The organism is Arthrobacter sp. 08Y14 (assembly GCF_002929455.1).
GTDB lineage: Bacteria > Actinomycetota > Actinomycetes > Actinomycetales > Micrococcaceae > Arthrobacter_B > Arthrobacter_B sunyaminii.
Genome location: NZ_PJIX01000003.1, coordinates 258,147 through 278,740, shown reverse-complemented (window position 1 = coordinate 278,740; position 20,594 = coordinate 258,147). Strand labels below are relative to the sequence as shown.

20 protein-coding genes and 1 riboswitch are annotated in these 20,594 nt (G+C 64.9%); of the genes, 2 read left to right on the top strand and 18 right to left on the bottom strand.

All coding sequences use genetic code 11. The annotated features are described in order from the left end of the window. Positions 1-13 precede the first annotated feature (13 nt). The gene (locus CXR03_RS13710) at positions 14-949 is read left to right on the top strand and encodes an alpha/beta fold hydrolase (protein ID WP_104104329.1); all 936 of its coding nucleotides are present in this window, start codon (positions 14-16) and stop codon (positions 947-949) included. 62 nt (positions 950-1,011) lie between these two features. Here CXR03_RS13710 and CXR03_RS13705 read toward each other — a convergent pair whose 3' ends face one another. The 17 genes from CXR03_RS13705 to CXR03_RS13630 all read right to left on the bottom strand — a co-directional run bounded on the left by CXR03_RS13705 (position 1,012) and on the right by CXR03_RS13630 (position 17,503). Beyond that, positions 1,012-2,028, bottom strand: coding sequence for a glycine betaine ABC transporter substrate-binding protein (locus CXR03_RS13705; protein WP_104104328.1), 1,017 nt, complete (start codon positions 2,026-2,028; stop codon positions 1,012-1,014). Continuing rightward, a complete protein-coding gene (locus CXR03_RS13700; RefSeq protein ID WP_104104327.1) occupies positions 2,029-2,847 on the bottom strand; it encodes an ABC transporter permease in 819 nt (272 codons plus the stop codon). Next, on the bottom strand, positions 2,844-4,076 hold the full coding sequence (locus CXR03_RS13695; protein WP_258073651.1) for an ABC transporter ATP-binding protein: 1,233 nt from the start codon (positions 4,074-4,076) through the stop codon (positions 2,844-2,846). The genes CXR03_RS13700 and CXR03_RS13695 overlap by 4 nt, the downstream gene beginning before the upstream one ends. After that, complete coding sequence (locus tag CXR03_RS13690; protein WP_104104326.1) at positions 4,069-4,710, bottom strand: ABC transporter permease; 642 nt, start codon at positions 4,708-4,710, stop codon at positions 4,069-4,071. Before CXR03_RS13690 ends, CXR03_RS13695 begins: the two co-directional genes overlap by 8 nt. Before the next feature lie 251 nt (positions 4,711-4,961). Continuing rightward, complete coding sequence (locus CXR03_RS13685) at positions 4,962-5,978, bottom strand: zinc-binding dehydrogenase (RefSeq protein ID WP_258073650.1); 1,017 nt, start codon at positions 5,976-5,978, stop codon at positions 4,962-4,964. 130 nt (positions 5,979-6,108) lie between these two features. After that, the gene (locus CXR03_RS13680; protein WP_104104325.1) at positions 6,109-7,164 is read right to left on the bottom strand and encodes a zinc-dependent alcohol dehydrogenase family protein; all 1,056 of its coding nucleotides are present in this window, start codon (positions 7,162-7,164) and stop codon (positions 6,109-6,111) included. 145 nt (positions 7,165-7,309) lie between these two features. Continuing rightward, positions 7,310-7,756, bottom strand: coding sequence for a YchJ family protein (locus CXR03_RS13675; RefSeq protein ID WP_181034612.1), 447 nt, complete (start codon positions 7,754-7,756; stop codon positions 7,310-7,312). A 39-nt stretch (positions 7,757-7,795) separates the two neighbouring features. After that, positions 7,796-8,101, bottom strand: coding sequence for a hypothetical protein (locus CXR03_RS13670; protein WP_219816250.1), 306 nt, complete (start codon positions 8,099-8,101; stop codon positions 7,796-7,798). Beyond that, entirely contained in the window at positions 8,098-9,471 is a 1,374-nt protein-coding gene (locus tag CXR03_RS13665; RefSeq protein ID WP_104104323.1) for a serine/threonine-protein kinase, read from the bottom strand. The genes CXR03_RS13670 and CXR03_RS13665 overlap by 4 nt, the downstream gene beginning before the upstream one ends. A 182-nt stretch (positions 9,472-9,653) precedes the next feature. Further along, on the bottom strand, positions 9,654-10,955 hold the full coding sequence (locus CXR03_RS13660; RefSeq protein WP_104104322.1) for an Nramp family divalent metal transporter: 1,302 nt from the start codon (positions 10,953-10,955) through the stop codon (positions 9,654-9,656). Positions 10,956-11,062: 107 nt separating this feature from the next. Beyond that, positions 11,063-11,497 carry a hypothetical protein gene (locus CXR03_RS13655; protein ID WP_104104321.1) on the bottom strand — a complete coding sequence of 145 codons (435 nt, stop codon included), beginning with the start codon at positions 11,495-11,497 and terminating at the stop codon, positions 11,063-11,065. Then, positions 11,494-11,670 (bottom strand): hypothetical protein, encoded by a 177-nt coding sequence (locus tag CXR03_RS18320; protein WP_181034610.1) that lies wholly within the window; start codon positions 11,668-11,670, stop codon positions 11,494-11,496. Before CXR03_RS18320 ends, CXR03_RS13655 begins: the two co-directional genes overlap by 4 nt. A gap of 30 nt (positions 11,671-11,700) precedes the next feature. Further along, positions 11,701-11,824: riboswitch (SAM riboswitch) on the bottom strand. Positions 11,825-11,919: 95 nt separating this feature from the next. After that, positions 11,920-13,647: an ABC transporter ATP-binding protein gene (locus tag CXR03_RS13650; RefSeq protein ID WP_104104320.1), complete on the bottom strand. Its 1,728-nt coding sequence runs from the start codon at positions 13,645-13,647 to the stop codon at positions 11,920-11,922. Next, positions 13,647-14,474 carry an ABC transporter permease gene (locus CXR03_RS13645; protein ID WP_104104319.1) on the bottom strand — a complete coding sequence of 276 codons (828 nt, stop codon included), beginning with the start codon at positions 14,472-14,474 and terminating at the stop codon, positions 13,647-13,649. Before CXR03_RS13645 ends, CXR03_RS13650 begins: the two co-directional genes overlap by 1 nt. Then, positions 14,471-15,418, bottom strand: a complete 948-nt coding sequence (locus CXR03_RS13640; protein WP_104104318.1) for an ABC transporter permease — start codon at positions 15,416-15,418, stop codon at positions 14,471-14,473. Before CXR03_RS13640 ends, CXR03_RS13645 begins: the two co-directional genes overlap by 4 nt. A gap of 6 nt (positions 15,419-15,424) precedes the next feature. Next, on the bottom strand, positions 15,425-16,960 hold the full coding sequence (locus CXR03_RS13635) for an ABC transporter substrate-binding protein (protein WP_104104317.1): 1,536 nt from the start codon (positions 16,958-16,960) through the stop codon (positions 15,425-15,427). A gap of 339 nt (positions 16,961-17,299) precedes the next feature. Further along, complete coding sequence (locus CXR03_RS13630) at positions 17,300-17,503, bottom strand: cold-shock protein (protein WP_104055094.1); 204 nt, start codon at positions 17,501-17,503, stop codon at positions 17,300-17,302. A 212-nt stretch (positions 17,504-17,715) separates the two neighbouring features. On the opposite strand from CXR03_RS13630, the gene glsA reads away from it, so the two are divergent. Then, entirely contained in the window at positions 17,716-19,599 is a 1,884-nt protein-coding gene (glsA, locus tag CXR03_RS13625) for a glutaminase A (protein ID WP_104104316.1), read from the top strand. A 54-nt stretch (positions 19,600-19,653) separates the two neighbouring features. On the opposite strand, the gene CXR03_RS13620 is transcribed toward glsA, so the two are convergent. Then, positions 19,654-20,592: a LysR family transcriptional regulator gene (locus CXR03_RS13620; RefSeq protein ID WP_181034609.1), complete on the bottom strand. Its 939-nt coding sequence runs from the start codon at positions 20,590-20,592 to the stop codon at positions 19,654-19,656. Between the last annotated feature and the right edge of the window lie 2 nt (positions 20,593-20,594).

Here is a 20,594-nt window from a genome sequence, read left to right as displayed (position 1 = left end):
AGAGGAAAGCATCATGGCTGAAGGCCTGCCCGGCTTTGCCCGTTTTGAACAGTTTGCCGTGGAGGTCAACGGCATCACCGTTACCGGACGCGTCTCACGCGCCGATGCGGCGGGCCCCGGAGGCGGCAGTTCCAAGCCGGCGCTGCTCCTGCTGCACGGGCATCCGGAAACGCATTTGATGTGGCACAAGGTGGCCGACGCACTGGCGGAGCACTTCACCGTGGTGGCACCGGACCTGCGCGGCTACGGCGGCTCCTCAAAGCCGGCCGGAGAGCCCGACCATTCCACGTACAGCAAACGGGAAATGGCAAAGGATGCCGTCGCGGTCATGGAGCATTTTGGGGCCGTTCGGGGCTTCGACCGGTTTGCCCTGTGTGCCCATGACCGCGGAGCCCGCGTGGGGCACCGGATGCTGGCCGATTTTCCGGAGCGTGTCACGAGGGCCATGTTCCTGGACATTGCTCCCACCCTCGACATGTACGCCGCTACGGACCGGGCCTTCGCAGAGGCCTACTTTCACTGGTTCTTCCTGATCCAGCCGGCGCCGCTGCCCGAGGCCCTGATCGAAGCCAATCCGCGGGCCTACGTGGAGAACATCATGGGCAGCCGCTATGCCGGACTGGAGCCGTTTCCCGCACCGGTGCTTGAAGCCTACGTGGCAGCGCTCTCCTCCCCCGGCGCGGTTCATGCCATGTGCGAGGACTACCGCGCCTCAGCCACCATCGATCTGGAACACGACCGGGCGGACCGCGAAGCCGGGCTCACCCCCGAGGTGCCGCTGCGCGTGCTGTGGGGAGCCCACGGGGCCATCGAGTCGCAGTTCGAACCGCTGGCGCTCTGGGGCAAAGCAGTGCCCGGAGCCACCGGCAGGGCGGTGGACGCCGGGCACTATCTTCCCGAGGAAGCCCCGGCGGAAGTTCTGGCCGAGATTCTCGCCTTCTTCGTCTAGTACACAATCCCGAACACCCAGACGGCCAGAGTGAACGCCCACGTCAGGACGCCGTCCAACAGCTACTGCGCGGGACTTACCAACCCCTCCGCCACCATCCAGTCATAGGCCACCTGCTCCGGTTCCTCGCCCTGGACATCCACCTTGAGGTTCAATGACCGCATGGTTTCGTCGTCAAGCTTCACCGCCACCTGTTCCAGGACCGCTTCCAGCTCCGGATACTCCTGCAGGGTCTTGGTGTAGATCACCGGTGCGGCGTTGTAGGCCGGAAAGAAGCTGCGGTCATCTTCCAGCACCAGCAAGTCCAGGGCGTCAATCCGCCCGTCAGTCGCGAAGACTTCGCCGACGGTGCACTCCCCCTGGTCCACCGCACCGTAGATCGCACCGGTGTCATACAGGCCCACGTTCCCTTCCGGAACCACGATCCCGCGGTCCAGTCCGTAGAGCTGGAGCATGGGATTGAACCCGTCCTGCCGCGAGTTGAATTCTGCGTCCACGCAAAAGGTCAGGTCCTGCACCGGCAGTGCCGCCAGGTCGGAGATCCTGCTGACACCCAGCGCTTCTGCCCGCTGCCTGCTCATCGCCAGCGCGTACGTGTTGTTCAACTCCGCGGGGGCTCCCCACGTCAGCCCGTTGGGGATATCCGCGTCATACACGGCCTGCCACTGCTCCTGCTGGTCCGGGAGGCCCTGTTCCTCGCCCAGATACGTGAGCCAGGCGGTTCCCGTGTATTCCCACATGATGTCCGCCTGCCCGCTGCGCAGCAGTTCCCGGGCAGGGGTGCTGCCCGGCACATTGCTCAGGTCCGTGACCTCGAACCCGGCAGCTTTCGCGGCCAGGACGCTCATCTTGCCCAGAATGAGCTGCTCCGTGAAATTCTTCGAGGTCACCGTGACGGACGCCCCCTCGGGCAGGCCCTCAATCGGTTCAATGCTCCCCGGCTCCACCGGCGGTACATAGGAACCGGCCGGCTGCAGCCCGCACCCTGACACCAGCAGGGTGAGCACTGCCAGCGCTGCTGCGAGCGCTGCAGCAGTCCGGGTACGCGGTGCCCGGCGTGTCTGCGGTGCCGTACTCATTCAAAGACCTTTCGGACGGGCAACGTACTCCACCACACGGCCGATCCAGTCCACCATCAGGGCCAGCAGGGCTACCATGACGGCACCGCTGATCAGCACCCGGGGCAGGTTCAGGTTCACTCCGGTGGTAATCAGGACGCCCAGCCCGCCGCCGTTAATGAACGTGGCGAGCGCTCCGGTTCCCACCAGCAGCACCAGCGCGGTGCGGATCCCGGCCAGCATGAGCGGGACGGCCAGGGGCAGCTCCACCCGGAACAGCACCCGCGCGGCGCTCATTCCCATCCCGCGCCCGGCCTCCACCAGCCGGGAATCCACATTGTCCAGACCCAGCATGGTGTTGCGCAGCACGGGCAGCAGGGCATAGAGCACCAGAGCCACCACTGCCGTCCGGAATCCGAACCCCAGCCAGAAAGCCAGCAGAACCACCAGCCCAATGGCCGGTGCCGCCTGGCCGATGTTAACCACGGCCAGCACCGGCCCGGTCAAAAAGCGCAGCGGCCTGCGGGTGAGGAGTACACCCAGGGGAAGAGCGATGAGCAGCACGATGACGGCTGAAATCACAGTCAACCGCAGATGTTCCAGCGTGTAGACCCAAAGGGTGGCCGGATCCAGGGTGGTCAGTTCGGTCTGCGTCAGGTCTGCTGCCGAGAGCCAGAACAGCAGAATCCCGAGGGCCGCAGCGATCCCCGCCAGCTGCCAGATGAGCCCCCGCGGGGAGTTTCCCCGGAGTTCTGAAGCGGCTTCGGCATCGGTGAGCCGCTGTTCCCGTTCCGCCGGTTTCGGTGCAGCGACGACTCCCGCCGCACTGTTGGCGCTCATGGCTGCCCGGCTTCCGTGGAGCCCGCCGGAGCCGGGCGTGACTTGGAAGCCCGTTTCCGTTCCCGTTCCTGTCTGGCGTTGGAGACCCATTGCCGGGTGCGCACTGCCTGCAGGATGAGCGGAGCGTCAATCACGCCGTGCAGGTGCCCCTGCGCATCGGTGACGAGTACCCCGTCACGGCTGGACACCAGCACCAGACTCAAGGCATCGGCAAGGTTGTTGCCGGGGCCCACCACGGGAAGTTGCGGTTGCCGGTCTGCGGGCAGCACCTGCATCTGCTCCAGCTCCGCCACGGAGAACCAGGCAGCGGGGCTGCCGGTTTCGTCAACAACCACCGCTGATTGCTGGCCCGCTGCCAGGGCGCGGGCCAGGAGTTTCTGCGGTCCTTCTCCGGCGGTTCCGCTGGTCACCGGCAGGGCGGGAACACTGCTGATCCGGGCCAGGGCCAGCTGTTTGAGGCCGGCTTCGGCGCCGGTGAACTGCCGCACAAAGTCATTGGCCGGTTCCGCCAGGATCCTTTCCGGGGAGTCGTACTGGACCAGGTGCCCGCCCTCGGCGAAAACGGCGATGCGGTCCCCCAGCTTGAGGGCCTCATCAAAATCATGGGTCACGAAGACCACGGTTTTCTCCAGATCCGCGTGGATGCGCAGCAATTCGTCCTGCAGCCGTTCCCGGGTAATCGGATCCACTGCGCCAAACGGTTCATCCATGAGCAGCACCGGCGGGTCCGCGGCCAGTGCCCGCGCCACTCCCACCCGCTGCTGCTGTCCGCCGGAGAGCTCCTTGGGGTACCGGTTCCGGTAGCGCGCCGGGTCCAAGGAAACGAGGTCCAGCAGTTCGTCGACCCGGCGGGCGGTGCGCGCCTTGTCCCAGCCCAGCATGGCGGGAACGACGCCGATGTTCGCCGCCACTGTCATGTGCGGGAAAAGACCCCCGGCCTGGATCACGTAGCCGATGCCGCGGCGCAGCTGATCTCCATCGGCGGCGGAGATGTCCTGGCCGCCCAACAGGATCTGCCCGGAGGACGGTTCAATGAGGCGGTTGATCATTTTCAGCGTGGTGGTCTTTCCGCAGCCTGAAGGTCCCACCAGCATGACCATGTCTCCGGAGGAGATCTCCATGTTCAGGTTGTCCACGGCCGCGCGGTCCTGGCCGGGGAACCGTTTGGACACGTCCCGGAGCAGGATTCCGGCAGATGACCGGGCAGAAGGAGAATTCGTTTCAGACACGGATGCCTCTCGGTATGGTCAGCCGGCCGAGGCCCACCAGCAGAAGATCCAGGATGAGTGCCAGCAGCACCACCCCCACGACGCCGGTCACCACGGATTCCAGGGAATTGGCGCCGCCCAGCCGGGACAGGCCTGAAAAGATGAAGCCGCCCAAGCCCGGGCCAAGGGCGTAGGCTGCAACCGCCGCTATCCCCATCACCATTTGGCCGGAGACCCGGATGCCGGAGAGGATGACCGGCCACGCCAGCGGAAGTTCGATCCGGAAGAACAGCCGCAACCGTCCCATCCCCAGTCCCCGGGCAGCTTCCACAGTGTTCCGGGGCACACCGGACAGGCCAACAATGCCGTTGCGAAGGATGGGCAGCAGGGCGTAAAAACCCACCACGATGACGGCCGGAAGCACGCCGAATCCCAGCGGGGCAATAAGGAGGCCTATGAGGGCAAAGGACGGAATGGTCAAACCCACGGCGCTGATGCTGTCCGCCGCAGACCGCAGAGCCGACCGCCGATAAGCCAGAGCCGCAATCAGCACGCCCAGAAATGCGGCGACAATGAGGCACTGCACCACCAGCGAAAAATGCTGCCAACTGGAAAAGAGGATGTCATTCCAGCGCTGCGCAATGAAGTCTGTCACGCCAAACCCACTTCGTCGGTTGGGTGGGATCTGCTTTCATTCCAGCGTAAACCGGCCCTGTGCCGGTGTGCAGTGCCTAGGGCGCCAACAGCCACGCAGACGTATCAGTTGCCAGTACATTCCGGATGCCGGGCTGGCTGCCAGGACCTGGCGCCGCACCGGCGTGCCGGTACAGCGCCAGGAAGGAGCCGTCGTCGTGCTCCTGCTCCGACGAGGCCTCGTGTGCGGGTGCCGTCGTTATTTCTTCTCCCTCAGGGGATCAGCACCAGACGGATGGGATTGCCCTCTTTGGTGTCCAGCGCCTTCACCGCCTGCGCGGCTTCGCTCAACGGAATGCGGCCGCTGACGGATTTTGCGAAGTCCAGCCGACCCAGCCTGGTGAGGTTCACCAGCTGCGGCACGTGGTGGGCTTCGGATCCGTAGTGACCCAGGATCTGTTTGCGCGCAAAGGAGAATCCGGTGCTGTCAGCGATGGTGATGGGGGTGCCGCTCAGGCCCACCAGGACCAGCCGCCCGTGCCGGCCGAGGCATTTGATGGCCTGCGCACGTACGGCGTCCACGCCGGCAAAGTCCAGCGCCACGTCCAGTCCCCTGCCCGCGGTGGCAGCTTCCATGGCGTCTGGGAAGTCTTCGGCCATCGGATCCAGCGCATAATCCGCACCGAATTCCAGGGCGCGTTCTCGGGCCTCGGCAATCGGGTCCACGGCAATGATGGGGGCGGCACCAATCAGGCGCAGGAGCTGGACGCCGTGCGCGCCCAGTCCGCCAATGCCCCAGACGCCCACGGCTTCCCCGGCACGCACATCGGCGGTGGAGGAAATGGCGCCCCAGGGAGTGGAGACGGCATCCGGAATAATTGAGGCCTGGTCAAAGGGAATGTCGTCTCCCAGCGGCACCAGGACGCCGGCCGGCACGACGACGTACTCGGCCCAGCCGCCGTCGTAGTCCACGCCCATCGTGAGGGTGGCGCCGTTGTACTCGTAGCCGGCCTGGATGACCACGCGGTCTCCCGGCTTCGCCGAGGTCACGCCCGGGCCGGTCAGGTCCACGGTGCCCGCGACCTCATGACCGAGGGTCACTTCGTTGCCCTGAAGGAACTGGGGACGCAGCATGCCCTGAATCAAATGAACATCCGAGAGGCAGACGCCGGCTGCACCCACTTTGACGCGGACAAAGCCCGGCCCGGGCTCCGGAATGGGAACTTCCTGAAGCGCAAATTCCTTCGTCTCAACGTTGAGACGTCCTGCAAGCATGGTGCCGGCTGACATGGCAAACCCCTTTCTCGAAGATGGCGGCGGCTATAAATAGCGCCGCCCCCATTATGTTCCTCCGCCGGGCGGGCAGCAAAAAGGCCGCAGGCCGCCGGGGAACGGCGGCCTGCGGCCTGGTGGGATTTGTTTAGGCTTGCAGGATCACTTTCAGTGCGTCCGTTTCCGCCGCACGGGAAAAGGTGTCGTAGGCGGTGAGGATGTCATCGAGCGGATAGCGGTGGCTGATGAATTCCTCGGCCGGGAGCTTTCCCTCGGCAACCAGTTTCAGGAGCATGGGCAGGGTATTGGTGTTGACGAGGCCCATGCTGATGTTGATGTTCTCGATCCAGAGCCTGTCCAGCTCCAGGCTCACAGGTTTGCCGTGCACTCCCACGTTGGCAACGTTCCCGCCGGGGCGGACAATGTTCGTGCACATCTCGAAGGTGGCCGGTATGCCCACCGCCTCCACGGCAACGTCCACTCCCCATCCGTCCGTCTGGGACATGATCTGCTCGCGCCAGTCCGCATCGCCGGAATTCACCCCGTGCGTGGCACCGAACTTTTGTGCCTGCTCCACCCGGTTCGCGTCCAAATCCACGGCGATGACTTTCGCCGCCCCGTAAAGCTTCGCTGTGGCGATGACGGCCAGGCCAACCGGTCCGGCACCAATCACGGCCACGACGTCACCGGGCTTCGTCTGCCCGTACTGCACTCCCATTTCAAAGCCCGTGGGGAAGATGTCGCTGAGCAGCACACCGTGTTCAGGGGAGACCTCCTGAGGCAGGTGGTACAGCGACGTGTCGGCGTACGGAGCCCGCACGTATTCGGCCTGGGTGCCGTCAATCAGGTGGCCGAATATCCAGCCGATGCCGGAGCTGCCCTCCTCGCCGACGCAGTGCGAGTACAGGCCGTCACGGCAGAAGGAGCAGGAACCGTCGGCGGACACGCAGGACAGGATGACTTTGTCTCCCACCTTAAAGTTGCTGACGCCGCTGCCGATTTCGGTGATGGTGCCCACCCCTTCGTGACCCAGGATCCGGCCCGGGGTCACCGCCGGGACGTCGCCCTTGAGGATGTGCAGATCTGTGCCGCAGATGGTGGTGGTGTCTATCTTGACGATGGCATCGCGCGGTTCCTGGATTTGCGGGTTCGGAACGTCCTTCCACGATTTTTGTCCTGGACCCTCATAGACAAGTGCTTTCATGGTGTCCTCGTCTGCTCGGACCGATCGTTGACAGGCCGCTACAGCAACCTGGTCCGGCGGTTTCCGGAACACGGGGCGGCAGGCGCCGCCTGGTCGGTCTGTTCCAGCCTAGGAGCCGGGCGCGAGGTAGTGGAAGACCTGCGGGCTATTCACCGTCCACATAGAGCCAGACTCCGTTGGCGCGGACAAAGCGGCTGGTTTCCTCCTGGATCCCGCGGGCGGCTCCGTCCCGGTAATGGGCCCTGAACCGGACCACCCCGTGATCGTCGAGCGGACCTCCGGCGGACGTTTCCACAATATCCAGCCGCCGCCACTGCAGTCCGCGGTCGAGTTCCAGAACTGCCGGGCGGGTGGACGGGTGCCAGGTCTTCAACAGATAGGGCTGGTCGCCGACGGCGAAGGCAGAGTACCGCGAACGCATCAGTGCCTCGGCGGTGGGAGCGTCTTGTGCACCGGAATGGTACTTCCCGCAGCAGCCGGCGTAGGTTTCCCCGCTCAGGCAGGGGCACCGGTCATCCGCGGCGGGATAGGCGGGAGCGCTGCCGGAGGCGGCTGCGGAGACAGAATGGGAGGCACGCTCGGCTGAAGTCATGAACCCATTATCTCCGGTGCCGTCCTCCGTTCGGGCAGGTCATTTCTGCAGCGCGATCTCCGCTTCCAGGCTCAGTCGCACGGCGTCGATGGCCGCGGTGATCCGCTCCTCACGGGTCAGGGACACGTCCCCGTCTTCGGCCGCAGTCTCCAGCCGCTCGGCCAAGTTGTCCAGATCCCGGAGCGCCTCCTGATACCGGCCGGATTGTGCTGCCTCCGTTACGGCAGCCACCTCCTTCCGGAGTTCCTCCGCAGCGCCCGGCTCAAGTGCGGCAAACCCGCAGCCGCTCAATGCAGTGCCGGCCAGCAGAACCCCTGCCATGGAAAGCGTTCTGCGGCGCCTCACGGTGTGACGCTTTCCTGGAGCTGGCGAAGGCTCTCCCCCAGCTGGCCGGGAACTGCCGGATAACCCTGGTCCTGGGGAAAGATGCCCAACCGGTCGGCCACCATCATCACGGCCATGGCCAGGACCGCCACGGCCACGAATCCCAGCAGGGTCCGTCCCGCCAGCGCCAGCTTTGTCGGCCGTACGGGGACCGCCTGCAGCGCTGCCGCCGCGGATGCCGGCTGCCTCTTGCCGGTACCGACCCTAGGCGGCGTCCGCGGCGGAGCGGGCGTTGAGGAACCTGCGGCGCTTGCGGTCGCCGGCGCCGGCAGCATGCCCCGTTCCGACGGTGCAGGCTCGGTTTCCGGCACCGTTCCTTCTTCCCGGCCGGACCCGCCTCCCGGTCCCTGCTCCTGTTGGTTTCCCTCGTCAGCAGTTGGGATCACGGCGTCGGCGGTGGGTGGCCCGCCGTCGTCCGCTTCCCATGCGGTCTCCCGGTTTCGCGGCTCCGCCACCGGCTGGGTGTGCCCGGACCACCGGTACTCGAGCAGCGCGGCCGATACTTCGGCTGCGGTAGGCCGCTGGTCGGGGTCGCGGGAGGTCATGGACCTGAGCAGCGAACACCAATAGCTTCCAAGTGCGTCCGGCACCTCGGGATTACGGCTCAGCCGGGCAATGGCTGCCTCCACCGCGCTGCCGCCGAACTCGATGCGGCCCGTTACCGCTTCGAGAAGCACCAGACCCAGAGAGTAGATGTCGCTGGAGAATCCCACGTCACGGGAGCTGGCCTGTTCCGGGCTCAGATAGTTGGCGGTGCCGAGCGTGGCGTTCGCGGCCGTGATCCGGGCGCCGTCCAACATGCGTGCTATGCCGAAATCGGTGAGTTTGGCCCGCGGGAGGGTCCCCGAAATGGCCGGGGGAAGCAGAATATTGGCCGGCTTTACATCCCGGTGGATCACCCCGCGCCCGTGGATGTACGCCAGCGCTCCGGCAAGTTCCGCCCCAATGTAAGCAACGTCCGGCGGGCTCAGGGGCTCGGCGTCGCGGAGCCGCTTGCGCAGGTCCGGGCCGTCCACAAGCTCCATGACAAGGAAGGCCCGCGGTTCGCCGGCCTCGCCGTCGTCGCGTCCGGCATCGTCCTTGCCGGCGTCGAATAGGGTTACCAGGCCCGGATGGGAGAGGGACGCCAGTAACCGCATTTCGGTTTCCTGGCGGCCAACGTCGTCTGGGGCGACGGCGCTGGCCCGGAAGAGTTTCACGGCGATGTCTCGGCCGAGAGCCTCGTCCTGTCCACGATAGACGGTGGCCATGCCACCGTGGCCTATGGGTTCGATGAGTCGGTATCGCCCTGAAATGAGCCGGTTGGGGCCATCTGCTGCGAAACTTTCCATGCTGCAACCTCTTCTCGCCTTTCCAGCGTAGCCGAGGGAAATCATGGCGTGGATGGCCCGTGACGAGTTTTTTTACCCGCTGCGGGGGCCCTCGCAGAAGTGTCTGCGTTGCGCTAAACTGCCCTGCCGCGAAAGACGCGGCAGGGCAGTTTAGCACTGAGGTTTCAGCTGTATGAAAAAGGTCAGAGCGCCTTGACGATGGCGTCGATCACCTGCTGTACACCGAGCGCGATGAACAGCAGCGCGGTGATGCCCAGAGCAATGTTGGTGTGCAGCTTGTTGGCCCAGGCCTTCGGCACGCGGCGGCCGTTGAGCAGCCCCAGCAGCGTAACCGCGAGGAAGGGCATGAACAGTGAACCCAGGACACCGTAGGCCAGGATCAAACCGATCGGCTTGCCCAGGATGAACAGCAGCATCGGCGGGAAGGTCAGCCAGAGCAGGTAGAACTTGAAGTACTTTCCGCCCACCCGGGTGTCTTCGTGGCCGGATTCCTTGCCGCGCATGTTGCCCCAGAAGTCAGCGAACATCAGCGAGACGCCGTTCCAGACACCGATGATCGAGGAGAAGGATGCGGCCCAGAACCCCACCAGGAAACCGGTGCCCACAAAATCGCCGTACTCGGCCTTGAGCACGTCGTACAGGTCCAGCAGGCCTTCGTCGCCTGAGCTGAGGGAGATCCCCGCGGCCCGGACAACTTCCGCACCGACGATCAGCATGGCGACCACAAAGATACCGGTCATCACGTACGCCATGGAGTTGTCGATCCGCATGACGCGCATCCACTTGGGCGTGTACCAGCCCTTTTCCCGCAGCCAGTAACCGTAGGCCGCCAGGGTGATGGTTCCGCCCACGCCGCCGGCAAGTGCCAGCGTGTATACCACGCCGCCTTCGGGAATCATGGGTACAAGTCCGGACATCATTTCCGGAATGTTGGGCGCGGCAATAACGGCCAGCCCCACCACGGTGACGAACATAATGCCCACCAGCACCGCAGTGATCTTTTCGAAGGTGGCATATCGCCCGAACCACACCATGGCGAAACCGGCCAGGCCCATGAGGATGGCAAAGACCCACAGATCAACCGCGGGGAACAGAGCCGCCAGCGGAAGCGCGGCGGAGGACATAGCCGTGGCCCCGTATACGAAGCCCCAGATCATGATGTAGGGGCCGAAGTACCAGGTGGTCCATTTGCCGAGTGAGCGCCACCCTTCAAAAATGGTCTTGCCCGTGGCCAGGGTGTAGCGGCCGGCACCTTCAACCAGAATGATCTTCAGGATGACACCAAGGATGACCGCCCAGAGCAGACCGTACCCGTAGCGGGATCCGGCGACGAGCGTAGCAACCATGTCCGCAGCGCCAACGCCGGTGGCCGCCACCACGAGTCCGGGACCGACAACCTTCCATTTGGCAGGGGCACCGCCGTCATCATCAATTCGGTCCGCGTGCGCGACCCGTGACGGGGGAACAGTGCTTTCATCGGCCATGGGCCAGCACTCCTAACACTAGTTTTGGGCAGCCGAAAGCAGATGTGCTGACGGTCACTGGGATGTATGTATTCTCCCACAACCCTTGACTATTCCCGGAATGAGGACTAAGCGGTTACGCCGGTTCCGGTGCCCTCTCCCTGGGGCGGATGCGCAGGTGGCACCGGTGCAGCGTGCCACGGGTCAACTGCGGCGGCTCCCAACCGGCGGAAATCCTCCGGCCGGTCGGTCACCACCGTCAGGTCATGGTGCAGGGCGGTCGCAGCCACCACCACGGTGAGAGTGCCGGTGTCGTGGTCCAATCCCGTGGACGCCAGTGCCACCCCGGGATCCACCGGCAGGATATGGCAGCCGAAGCGGCCGGTGAGCTCCTGCAGCCAGGCACGGTCCGGCTTCGGCAGGTCGCCCAGGGTCAGCGCCGAGATAAAGATCCGCAGGCTGCTGCGGCAACGCAGAAAATCCCGCAGAGCCGCGCTGGGATCAGGGCTTCGGATGTCAGCCAGAACGGCGGTGTCCAGCAGGAGCCCGGACTGCCCGTTCATGCCGGATGCTCGGCACGGGCCAGCAGGAAGTCAAGAAACTCCTGGCGGGCCGCCGTGATAGCCCGGTAATCCGAAAGGGAAACGCCCCGGGGTTCGGCTGCGCGGCCGGGATCAGCGGTGTCAGCGGGCCTGCCTGCGGCAGGGCGGTCAGCGGCATAAACGGAATTGTCCATGAGAATACGGCGACGTGCGCCGGTCCTTTCGGCGTGCTCTTGCCCGCACCGGTTACCCGAGGGCGAGTGCAGGCCACTTCTTCATCCGAACCACCCAACGAGCGTGGGGTTGGTATGCGGCCAAGTCGGAGCTTGGCGGCCGCAGTTCTTGAAGCTGCTTGGAAGTATAGCCAGTTTTGCCGCTGTGCCGGCCGTATTGCCTTCTGTGTCTTGTGCCCGACGTGTGGGGTCCTGTGTCCGATGTGTGGACTAGGTCCGCGCCGGAGAGCCGGCATGCAGGGACAGCGACGAGGCCACGAGCCGTTGAGTGTACTCGTGCTCCGGCGCGGCATAAACCTGTCCGGTTGGACCGGACTCCACGATCCGTCCCTGATGCATGACGGCCACCGTGTCGCACAGGTGTTTCACGACGCCCAGGTCGTGGGAAACGAACACGAGCGTGAGCCGATATTTGTCCACCAAATCAGAGAGCAGGTTCAGCACCTGCGCCCGCACTGAAACGTCCAGGGCGCTGACCGGCTCATCGGCCACCAGGATGCGGGGCTCGCAGATCAGGGCACGCGCTATGGCGATCCGCTGCCGCTGACCCCCGGAGAACTGGTGCGGAAAACGTTCCGCGGCATCGGAAGGCAGGCCCACCGCGTTCAGCATTTCCGCCACCTTGCCGGCATGGTGCCGGGCGGCCACCGGCTCGCCGGGCAGCAGCAGCGGTTCAGCAACCAGATCCCGCACGCGCATGCGGGGATTGAGGGATCCCATCGGATCCTGGAAGACAATCTGCAGCTGCCGGCGCAGTTCCAGCAGCTGGTTCTCTTTCGCACCGCCCACCTCATTGCCGGCCACCTTTACGGAGCCCGACGTCGGCTGGTCCAGACCTGCGAGGATCCGCAGCAGGGTGGACTTGCCGGACCCGGACTCCCCTACTATGCCAAAGCGTTGGCCGGCAGCAACCTGGAAGGACACGTCCTGCAGGGCGGCGACCTCCGCAGGAGCGCGGAACAGGGAACTGCGCCCGCGGCGGTAGGTGCGGTTGAGCCCGTTCACCCGGATCAACGGCTCTGCAGCCTCAGAGTCCGCGGGCGCTGTGACCGCCGGCGCTGCCGGTGCCTGTTCCCGCGCAGCCCCCGGAACGTACCCGGCCGCAGATGAAACCGTGAACAACCGCCCGGAACTGTCCGTCGCCTCCAGATCCGAAGCCGCCAGCAGCCCTCGGGTGTATTCGTGCTGCGGCCGGACAAACACGTCCGCAGTGGGTCCCTGTTCCACGAGCACGCCGTCGCGCATCACCAGAATGCGGTCACAGATGCTGGCCGCCACAGCCAGGTCATGGGTGATGAACAGCAGCCCGCTCCCGCGCCGGGCGACACCCTCTGAGATCAGCTGCAGCATTTGGCGCTGCACGCTTACGTCCAGCGCGGTGGTCGGTTCATCACAGATCAACAGGTCCGGGTCATTGGCCAGCGCCATGGCCAGCATGACGCGCTGGCGCTGCCCGCCCGAAAGCTGGTGCGGATAGGCACGGGCAGCCTCGGCCGGATCCGGCAGCTGTACGGACGCCAGCAGTTCAACACTGCGCGCCACGGCGGCCTGGCCGCGGAGGGTTCCGTGCTGGGTCAGCGCCTCAGCCACCTGACGGCCCACCCGCATCAGCGGGTTCAGGGCACTCAGCGGCTCCTGAAACACCATTCCCGTCCGCCGGCCGCGGATGCGGCTCATCTGGCGGTCGGAAGCTCCCACCAGATCGTGCGGAACGCCGTCCAGCCGGACCGATCCGCTGGTCCGGAGCTCGTCCGGTAACAGTCCCATGAGAGCGGCCGCTGTCACAGATTTTCCCGACCCGGACTCTCCAATCAGGCCCACGCGTTCACCGCGGGACAGGGACAGGGCAAAATCCTTCACCAGCATCCGGCTTCCGGCGCTGACCGATAGGCCGGTGACCTCCAACAGGGGCACAGATGCCGGATGCGGTGCTGACATCAGCGTTCTCCGTTCAATTTTGGATCGAACCGGTCCCGCAGGCCGTCGCCCAGCAGATTGAAGCCCAGCACCGCCACGGCAATGGCCGCTCCGGGCCAGACCGCCAGCGACGGATAGGTGCCCAAAAACTGCTGGGACTCCTGCAGCATCCGGCCCCAGGACGGCACCGGCGGCGGCGTTCCCAGGCCCAGGAAGGACAGCGCAGCCTCTGCCAGGACGGCCAGGCCAAAGGTGACGGAGCACTGCACCACCACCATCCCGGCAATATTGGGCAGGACGTGCCGGCGGGCGATGCGCAGCGCCGGCTGGCTGGCTGCCCGGGCCGCCAGCACGTATTCGGTGCTCATGACCTGCAGGGTGCCGGACCGGGCAACGCGGGCGAAGCCGGGAATGGAGCCAATCCCGATAGCGACCATCGCCGTCGTCGTTCCTCCGCCGAACACCGCGCCGAACATGATCGCCAGCAACAGTGCGGGAAAGGCCAGCAGGATGTCCGCGCCGCGCATCGCCACTTCGTCCACCGCGCCGCGGCGCATGCCGGCCAGAATGCCGATGGGGGTGCCGATGAGGGCGGCGATGCCCACGGCAACCAGCCCCACCGACAGCGTGATGCGGGCTCCATAGAGGATGCCGGAGAAAACGTCCCGCCCGTAGCGGTCCGTGCCCATCAGGTGATCGGGGGTGGAGCCCTGCAGCCGGTCGGCGGGAAAAGCACGGACCGGATCGTAGGGCGTCCAAAAAAAGGACACCAGTGCCGCCAGCAGCACCAGCGTGACCAGCACGGCTCCGACCAGCAGTGTGGGAGAGATCCTGCGGGTGGTCCTCATGGGCGTTTCCTCAGCCGGGGATCGATGATCGTATACAGGACGTCAACGGCCAGGTTGATGATCAGGGTGAGGGCCACCAGGACCATCACCACCGACTGGACGGTAAGCAGGTCCCGGTTCCCCACGGCGTCCAGAAGCATGGAACCCAGGCCGGGAATGACGAAGACGCGTTCAATGACCACGGCGCCAATGATCAGTGCCGCCAACTGTAGGCTGGCGACCGTCAGCACCGGAACCGCGGCATTGCGCAGCCCGTGCCGAACCAGTGCTTCCAGTTTGCCGAGCCCCTTGGCCCGGGCGGTACGCAGATAGTCCTCGCTCATGACTTCCAGGACGGCGGACCGGACGTAGCGGGTCAGGACAGCGCCTTGGACGGAAGCCAGGGCGAGCACCGGCAGGGTCACCCGGTGCAGGAAATCGGCAAAGTCCACCCCCGGCGGAGTCCAGCCGTTGGCCGGGAACCAGCCCAGCCCCACGGCAAAGACCACCACCAGCATGATCCCGGCCAGGAAGCCCGGCACCGCCACGCCCAACTGGCTCAGCCCGCTGAGCAGGACTCCACTGGGTTTGCGGTGCCGCAGCGCGGCAAGGGTCCCGAACGGCACGGCGATGACCAGCGCCGCGGCCATGGCCAGCCCCACAAGAATGAGCGAGACCTGCAGGCGGTCCAGCAGCAGGGGGCTGATGTCCTGCCGGGTGACATAGGAAACCCCGAAGTCACCCCGGAACAGTCCCCCTACCCAGTCGAGATACTGCACCGGCAGCGGTCGGTCCGTGCCGAACTCCCGGCGGGTCTGCTCCAGCAACTCCGGGGTGGCGTTAACACCCAGGGCTATCTGGGCGGGATCGCCGGGGATGGCACGCATGAAGAGGAACACGGCCACGGTGGCCGCCAGGAACGTGGCGGCAAACCGGGCAGCGTTAATCAGCAGGCGGATTCCCACGGCCTGCTACTGCCACCCTGCCGAGCCCAGGTCCAGCGCTTCAGTGACCGAGTTGGCGGGAATGCCGGTCACGCCGGCCTTGGCCACCACAATGTTGGGAAACAGGAACAGGACATCCGCGGCGGCGTCGTCGTTGATGGTGCGCACCACCTGCTGCATGCCGGAAATGTAGCCGGCTTCATCCGCGGCATCCGCGGCTGCCGCGGCGTCCTTGATTTTGGCGTTGTCGTAGCCAAGGTAGTAATTGGGGTTGTTGAACATGGTGAGCAGGTCGCGGCTCTCCACGGCCAGGACCACTGACATGTCGTAGTCGTGGCGGGTGAAGACCTTGTCCAGCCAGACGGCGGGGAACTCGGCGGATTCAATCGTGGCGTTGATGCCCACTTCGGCCAGCTGGGACACCACAATTTCAGACACAGCCGTGGCGTACGGACGGGTGGGCACCGTGAAGGTGACGTCCAGGTTTTCCGCGCCGGCTTCGGCCAGCAGCGCACGGGCCTTTTCGGGGTCGTAGGGATAGGTGCCGTTGAGGTCCTCGTAGTACGGGTCGGTGGGCGGCACGGGTCCACCCACCAGCGTTCCGTAGCCGCTCCAGGCCGTGTCCAGAACGGCTTGGCGGTCCACTGCATGCAGCACGGCCCGGCGGACGCGCACGTCGTTAAACGGAGGACGGGCGTTGTTCATGGACAGCATGATTTCGCCGTTGGAGGTTCCCTCAAGAACCTGAAAGGAGTCGTCGTCCGCGAAGGTGGACAGCAGTTCGGGGGCCTGCATGTTGTAGACCACGTCCACGTCTCCGGAACGGAGGGCGTTGGTGGTGGCCACGGCGTCCGCGAAGTAGCGCAGGGTTGCACTCTCCACCTTGGGAGCCTCCCCCCAGTAACCGGACCGCGCCGCCAATTCAATGGATTCGCCGCGGTTCCAGGCCTGGACGGTGAAGGGTCCGGTGCCGATAGCAGTGGACGCCAGGTCCGCGACGCCGCTTTCATCAAACATGGCGCCCACGGGGGTGCCCAGGTCGAAGAGCCAAGCATTGGACGGGCGGGACAGCTTCACGCTCACTTCGGTGTCGCTGAGGACGGTGACGGATTCCACCACATCCATCTTGGCTTTCAGGCTGGACAGCCACGCGTCCGACTTCACCCGTTCCAGGCTGAACTTAACGTCATCGGCGGTGAAGGCCTCCCCGTTGGAAAACGTGACTCCCGGCTGCAGGGTGAAAGTGTAAGTAGTCCGGTCCCCGCTGATGTCCCAGGACTCCGCGAGCAGCGGCTGGATCTGTCCGTCCTGGTCGATTTCCACGAGTCCCTCATACACGTTGGCCATCAGCGCCTGCGGAATGGCAGCGCCGGCCGTAGTGGTGAAGTCCAGGTTTGCGGGTTCACCCGTCAATGCGACGACGACGCCGTCATTCTCCTGACCGTTCCCCGCACCGTCCTGGCCGGAGCCGCTTTGGCCGGCGCCCGATCCTGCGGAACAGGCGCTGAGTGTCAGCGCCGTCAGCAGAAGGGCAGCCGACGAGCGGACGGGAATTCGGCGCATCTTTTGTTCTCCATCGGTGGGGCGGGCGGTGCCCGGACGGCTGCGGACAATGCGTCCGCGCCAAATGTTGTCCTACATAGTATGAACTCGCTCGGGAACAGAGCGGAAATCGTCTCGGCACGGCCGAAGCGCCACCCCTTGAAGGCAAGCAGCCGCTGTTCCGGGTCACCGGCGGACGCTGCGCTCTAGACCCTGTTGTCCACGACCCCCTACTCCGATCAGGAGGCGGCAGACACCGGACACCTGCAGAACGCGGTGTTAACGCAGAAGCAGGACGGGAATTTCTTCCCGTCCTGCAACTTATTCAAGCCGGTTCCCGGGGGAACCCAAAGTCTAGATTTAGAGGGCCTGGATGTTTACGGCCTGGGGACCCTTGGGGCCCTGCTCTGTATCGAAGCTAACCTTCTGGTTCTCTTCGAGGGAGCGGTAGCCACTCGAGTTGATAGCGGAGTAGTGAGCGAAAACGTCGGCGCTTCCGTCATCGGGCTCGATGAAGCCAAAGCCCTTTTCGGAGTTGAACCATTTCACGGTACCTGTTGCCATTTTTAATCATCCTTCTAAAGAAACCACCCCCGACCTTCGAGGAGTTTCACGTTGCTGTGCCGTACGCGACACGTTACAGAAAAAGCGGCTGGCCCTTGATGTGGGTTTCGCCGCTTGGACTATCAACATGCGCAACACTGCAACTGAAATTAGTATACACAGAGGCCTCCCAGGCGTCACCCCCTTTCCGCGCTACTCGTTAGGCTGGAGAGATGCGTTCCACTTCCTCCGTGACTGCCGCTCACGCGGCGACGTCCCCATCCGCGTCCGGCTCCTATCCCAGCTCCTCCCCCATCGAGACATACCTCCGCAGGATTCACACCGAAATAGCGGAACTCAAGGACGGCAAGCCGTACAGCAGCATTCCTGCGATGGCGAATGTGGACCCGAATAACTTCGGCATTGCACTGGCCACGGCCGACGGATATGTCTACGAGGTGGGCGACACCCGGGAGGAATTCAGCATCCAGTCCATCTCCAAACCCTTCACCTACGGGCTGGCCCTGGCCGACAGGGGAATGGACGCCGTGGACGCGAAGGTGGATGTGGAGCCCTCCGGGGATTCCTTTAATGAGATCTCGCTTGCCGAAGGCACCGGGCGGCCTGCCAACGCCATGATTAACGCGGGCGCCCTCACTGCAACCTCCCTGGTCCGCGGCTCCGGCGGCAGCACCCGCTTCAAGCGGATCCTGAACACTTACTCCGCATTCGCCGGGCGCCAGCTGTCCGTCAGCGAACGGATTTACCGGTCGGAGCTAAAGTCAGGCCACCGCAATCACGCCCTCGCGTACCTGTTGCGCTCCTTTGACATCATCGAATCCGACCCGGCTCCGGTCATCAAGGATTATTTCCGCCAATGCTCGGTGATGGTCAATGCACTGGACCTGGCCATGATGGCCGCTACGCTGGCCAACAGCGGCCGCAACCCGCTCTCCGGCGATCAGGTACTGGAGATTGAACCGGTGGAACGGGTGCTTTCAGTCATGACCACCTGTGGCATGTATGACGACGCCGGTGCCTGGCTGTCCAGCGTGGGTATGCCGGCCAAGTCCGGGGTTGGCGGCGGAACCATCGCCGTGCTGCCCGGGCAGGTTGGACTTGCGGTCTATTCCCCTCCGCTGGACGCCCACGGCTCCAGTGTCCGCGGGGTTGCCACCAGCCAGCGGATCTCCCACGACATGCAGCTGCACTTTGTCCGCGCTGCCCGCACCGGCCGTTCCGCCATCCGCAACGTCTATGACATCACTGCCGCACCTTCGGGTATCCGGCGCACAGACGAAGCCGTTGAGGTGCTGCGCAGCCACGGCCACCGCGCCCAGGTGCTGGAACTGAACGGGGACCTCCTCTTCGCCGGCGCAGAATCGGTGGTGCGGGCGCTCTCCAACCTGGACGACGACGTCGAAATGGTGATCCTGGACCTGCGGAGTGTGGATGAAGTCTCCGAGGTTGCCCTTCGCCTGTTTGCCGAGTCCGCCGAAATGCTGGCACTGAACGGACTGGGCCTGGTGCTGGTGGACGGCGAAGGAACGGTCACCGAAGATCTGGCCGCACGCGGCCGCGAGGTCCCGTCCTTCCCCACCCGCAACGCTGCCGTTGAATACTGCGAGACACATCTCATTGATGCTTACGGCAGTGAACTGGTGCTTCCGGACGTCATGGAGCCGGTCGATTCGCCGGCCTTAAACCAGCTGGATCCCGAGGATGCCCAAACCGTCCAGGACCTCATGGAAGAGCGTTCTTATGACGACGGCGACGTGGTCCGGCGGGTGGGCCAGCGTTTCGGAGGCGTGTTCTTCATCGTCGCCGGCAACATTGCCACCTCCATGCCGGCACCGGACGGTTCCCGGATCAAACTCACCACTCTGGGCCCGGGGATGACCTTCGGCGAGATGGCCCTGGGCACGGACAAACGTCAGGAAACAACAGTGAAAGCCGCCGGACCGGTTCGGCTCAAGGTTCTCACCGCTGACGCCATGGACACCCTTGAGGAAGAGAATCCGCGTCTGGCCGTGGAACTCTGGAAGGCTCTCACCCGCGACGCCTATACGCGGGTGGAACAGTACCTGCGCGAAAGTGCCCTGCGCGCCCGGGACTGATTCAGCTACAAAGAACGGCGCCCCTGCACAGACGCTGATGGGGGCGCCGTTCTGCTACCCGGCGGCAGCAGGAAGCCGCACGCTCTGCGGCTCACCCGCCGCCCGTATGAAGAATGTACGAAGGGCATGGATGAGGGCCATGACCGGCTCACGGTGGTCCCCGTGACGGGACCCGGCGAAGAAGGTTACCGGGGGCACGCCTACCAGCTGGACCGCCGCCAGTCTTGGGTCCAGGTGCCTGGCGAACGGTGAGGGAAATGCCGCCAAACCCGCGCCGCCTGCCACGCTCGCCAGCACAGCCGATGAATCATCGGCCCGGATATCCACCAGCCTGGCCTCCTGAGCAGGCCGGACATCGCCCAGATACCACTGCGCCATCCAGCCGGCAGGCAACGACGAGTCATAGACCATCGGTTCCTGTACAAACTCTTCGACCTGAACGCTGGCATTGGCCCAATCATGGCGGGCGGGCACTATTCCGCTCCGATCCACAGTGACGAGCGGACTCGAATCGATGCCCGAATGCTGCACCGGTGACGCCGTCAGGAGCACATCAACCGCTCCAACCAGCACTGCGTCGGTCAGTGAATGAAAAGGTACGCCGCGGCAGTTGAGCGCGACCCCCGCCACCAAATGCCGTACGAGGGCTCCAAGCTCAGCCAGCTCGCTTCGCGTTATGTGCTCTCCCATGACGCCCGGGAAGCCCAGCCGAACGCGGAAGGGAGCAGATGCCTCCGTTGCTGCATGCCGGACCGCGGCGGCATGAGTCAGCAGGGGCCCGGCTTCCCTGGCAAATCTGGCTCCGGCCGGAGTCAGGGCCAGCATGCCCGAGGGTCCCCGTTCCACCAGCCCGGTCCCAAGCTGGTGCTCGAGCCGCTGCAGCCGTTTGCTTAGGGCTGAGGGAGAGAGGTGCAACCGAGCTGAGGCACGGCCGAAATGCCTCTCGTCCACAAGAATCAGAAAACTTGATACGCACGCCAGGTCCAAGTCCATGG

Coding starts and splice junctions, on each gene's coding strand:
- CXR03_RS13710 (WP_104104329.1), top strand. CDS start 14: ATGGCTGAAGGCCTGCCCGGCTTTGCCCGTTTTGAACAGTTTGCCGTG.
- CXR03_RS13705 (WP_104104328.1), bottom strand. CDS start 2,028: ATGAGTACGGCACCGCAGACACGCCGGGCACCGCGTACCCGGACTGCT.
- CXR03_RS13700 (WP_104104327.1), bottom strand. CDS start 2,847: ATGAGCGCCAACAGTGCGGCGGGAGTCGTCGCTGCACCGAAACCGGCG.
- CXR03_RS13685 (WP_258073650.1), bottom strand. CDS start 5,978: ATGTCAGCCGGCACCATGCTTGCAGGACGTCTCAACGTTGAGACGAAG.
- CXR03_RS13680 (WP_104104325.1), bottom strand. CDS start 7,164: ATGAAAGCACTTGTCTATGAGGGTCCAGGACAAAAATCGTGGAAGGAC.
- CXR03_RS13675 (WP_181034612.1), bottom strand. CDS start 7,756: ATGACTTCAGCCGAGCGTGCCTCCCATTCTGTCTCCGCAGCCGCCTCC.
- CXR03_RS13665 (WP_104104323.1), bottom strand. CDS start 9,471: ATGGAAAGTTTCGCAGCAGATGGCCCCAACCGGCTCATTTCAGGGCGA.
- CXR03_RS13660 (WP_104104322.1), bottom strand. CDS start 10,955: ATGGCCGATGAAAGCACTGTTCCCCCGTCACGGGTCGCGCACGCGGAC.
- CXR03_RS13655 (WP_104104321.1), bottom strand. CDS start 11,497: ATGAACGGGCAGTCCGGGCTCCTGCTGGACACCGCCGTTCTGGCTGAC.
- CXR03_RS18320 (WP_181034610.1), bottom strand. CDS start 11,670: ATGGACAATTCCGTTTATGCCGCTGACCGCCCTGCCGCAGGCAGGCCC.
- CXR03_RS13650 (WP_104104320.1), bottom strand. CDS start 13,647: ATGTCAGCACCGCATCCGGCATCTGTGCCCCTGTTGGAGGTCACCGGC.
- CXR03_RS13645 (WP_104104319.1), bottom strand. CDS start 14,474: ATGAGGACCACCCGCAGGATCTCTCCCACACTGCTGGTCGGAGCCGTG.
- CXR03_RS13635 (WP_104104317.1), bottom strand. CDS start 16,960: ATGCGCCGAATTCCCGTCCGCTCGTCGGCTGCCCTTCTGCTGACGGCG.
- CXR03_RS13630 (WP_104055094.1), bottom strand. CDS start 17,503: ATGGCAACAGGTACCGTGAAATGGTTCAACTCCGAAAAGGGCTTTGGC.
- glsA (WP_104104316.1), top strand. CDS start 17,716: ATGCGTTCCACTTCCTCCGTGACTGCCGCTCACGCGGCGACGTCCCCA.
- CXR03_RS13620 (WP_181034609.1), bottom strand. CDS start 20,592: ATGGACTTGGACCTGGCGTGCGTATCAAGTTTTCTGATTCTTGTGGAC.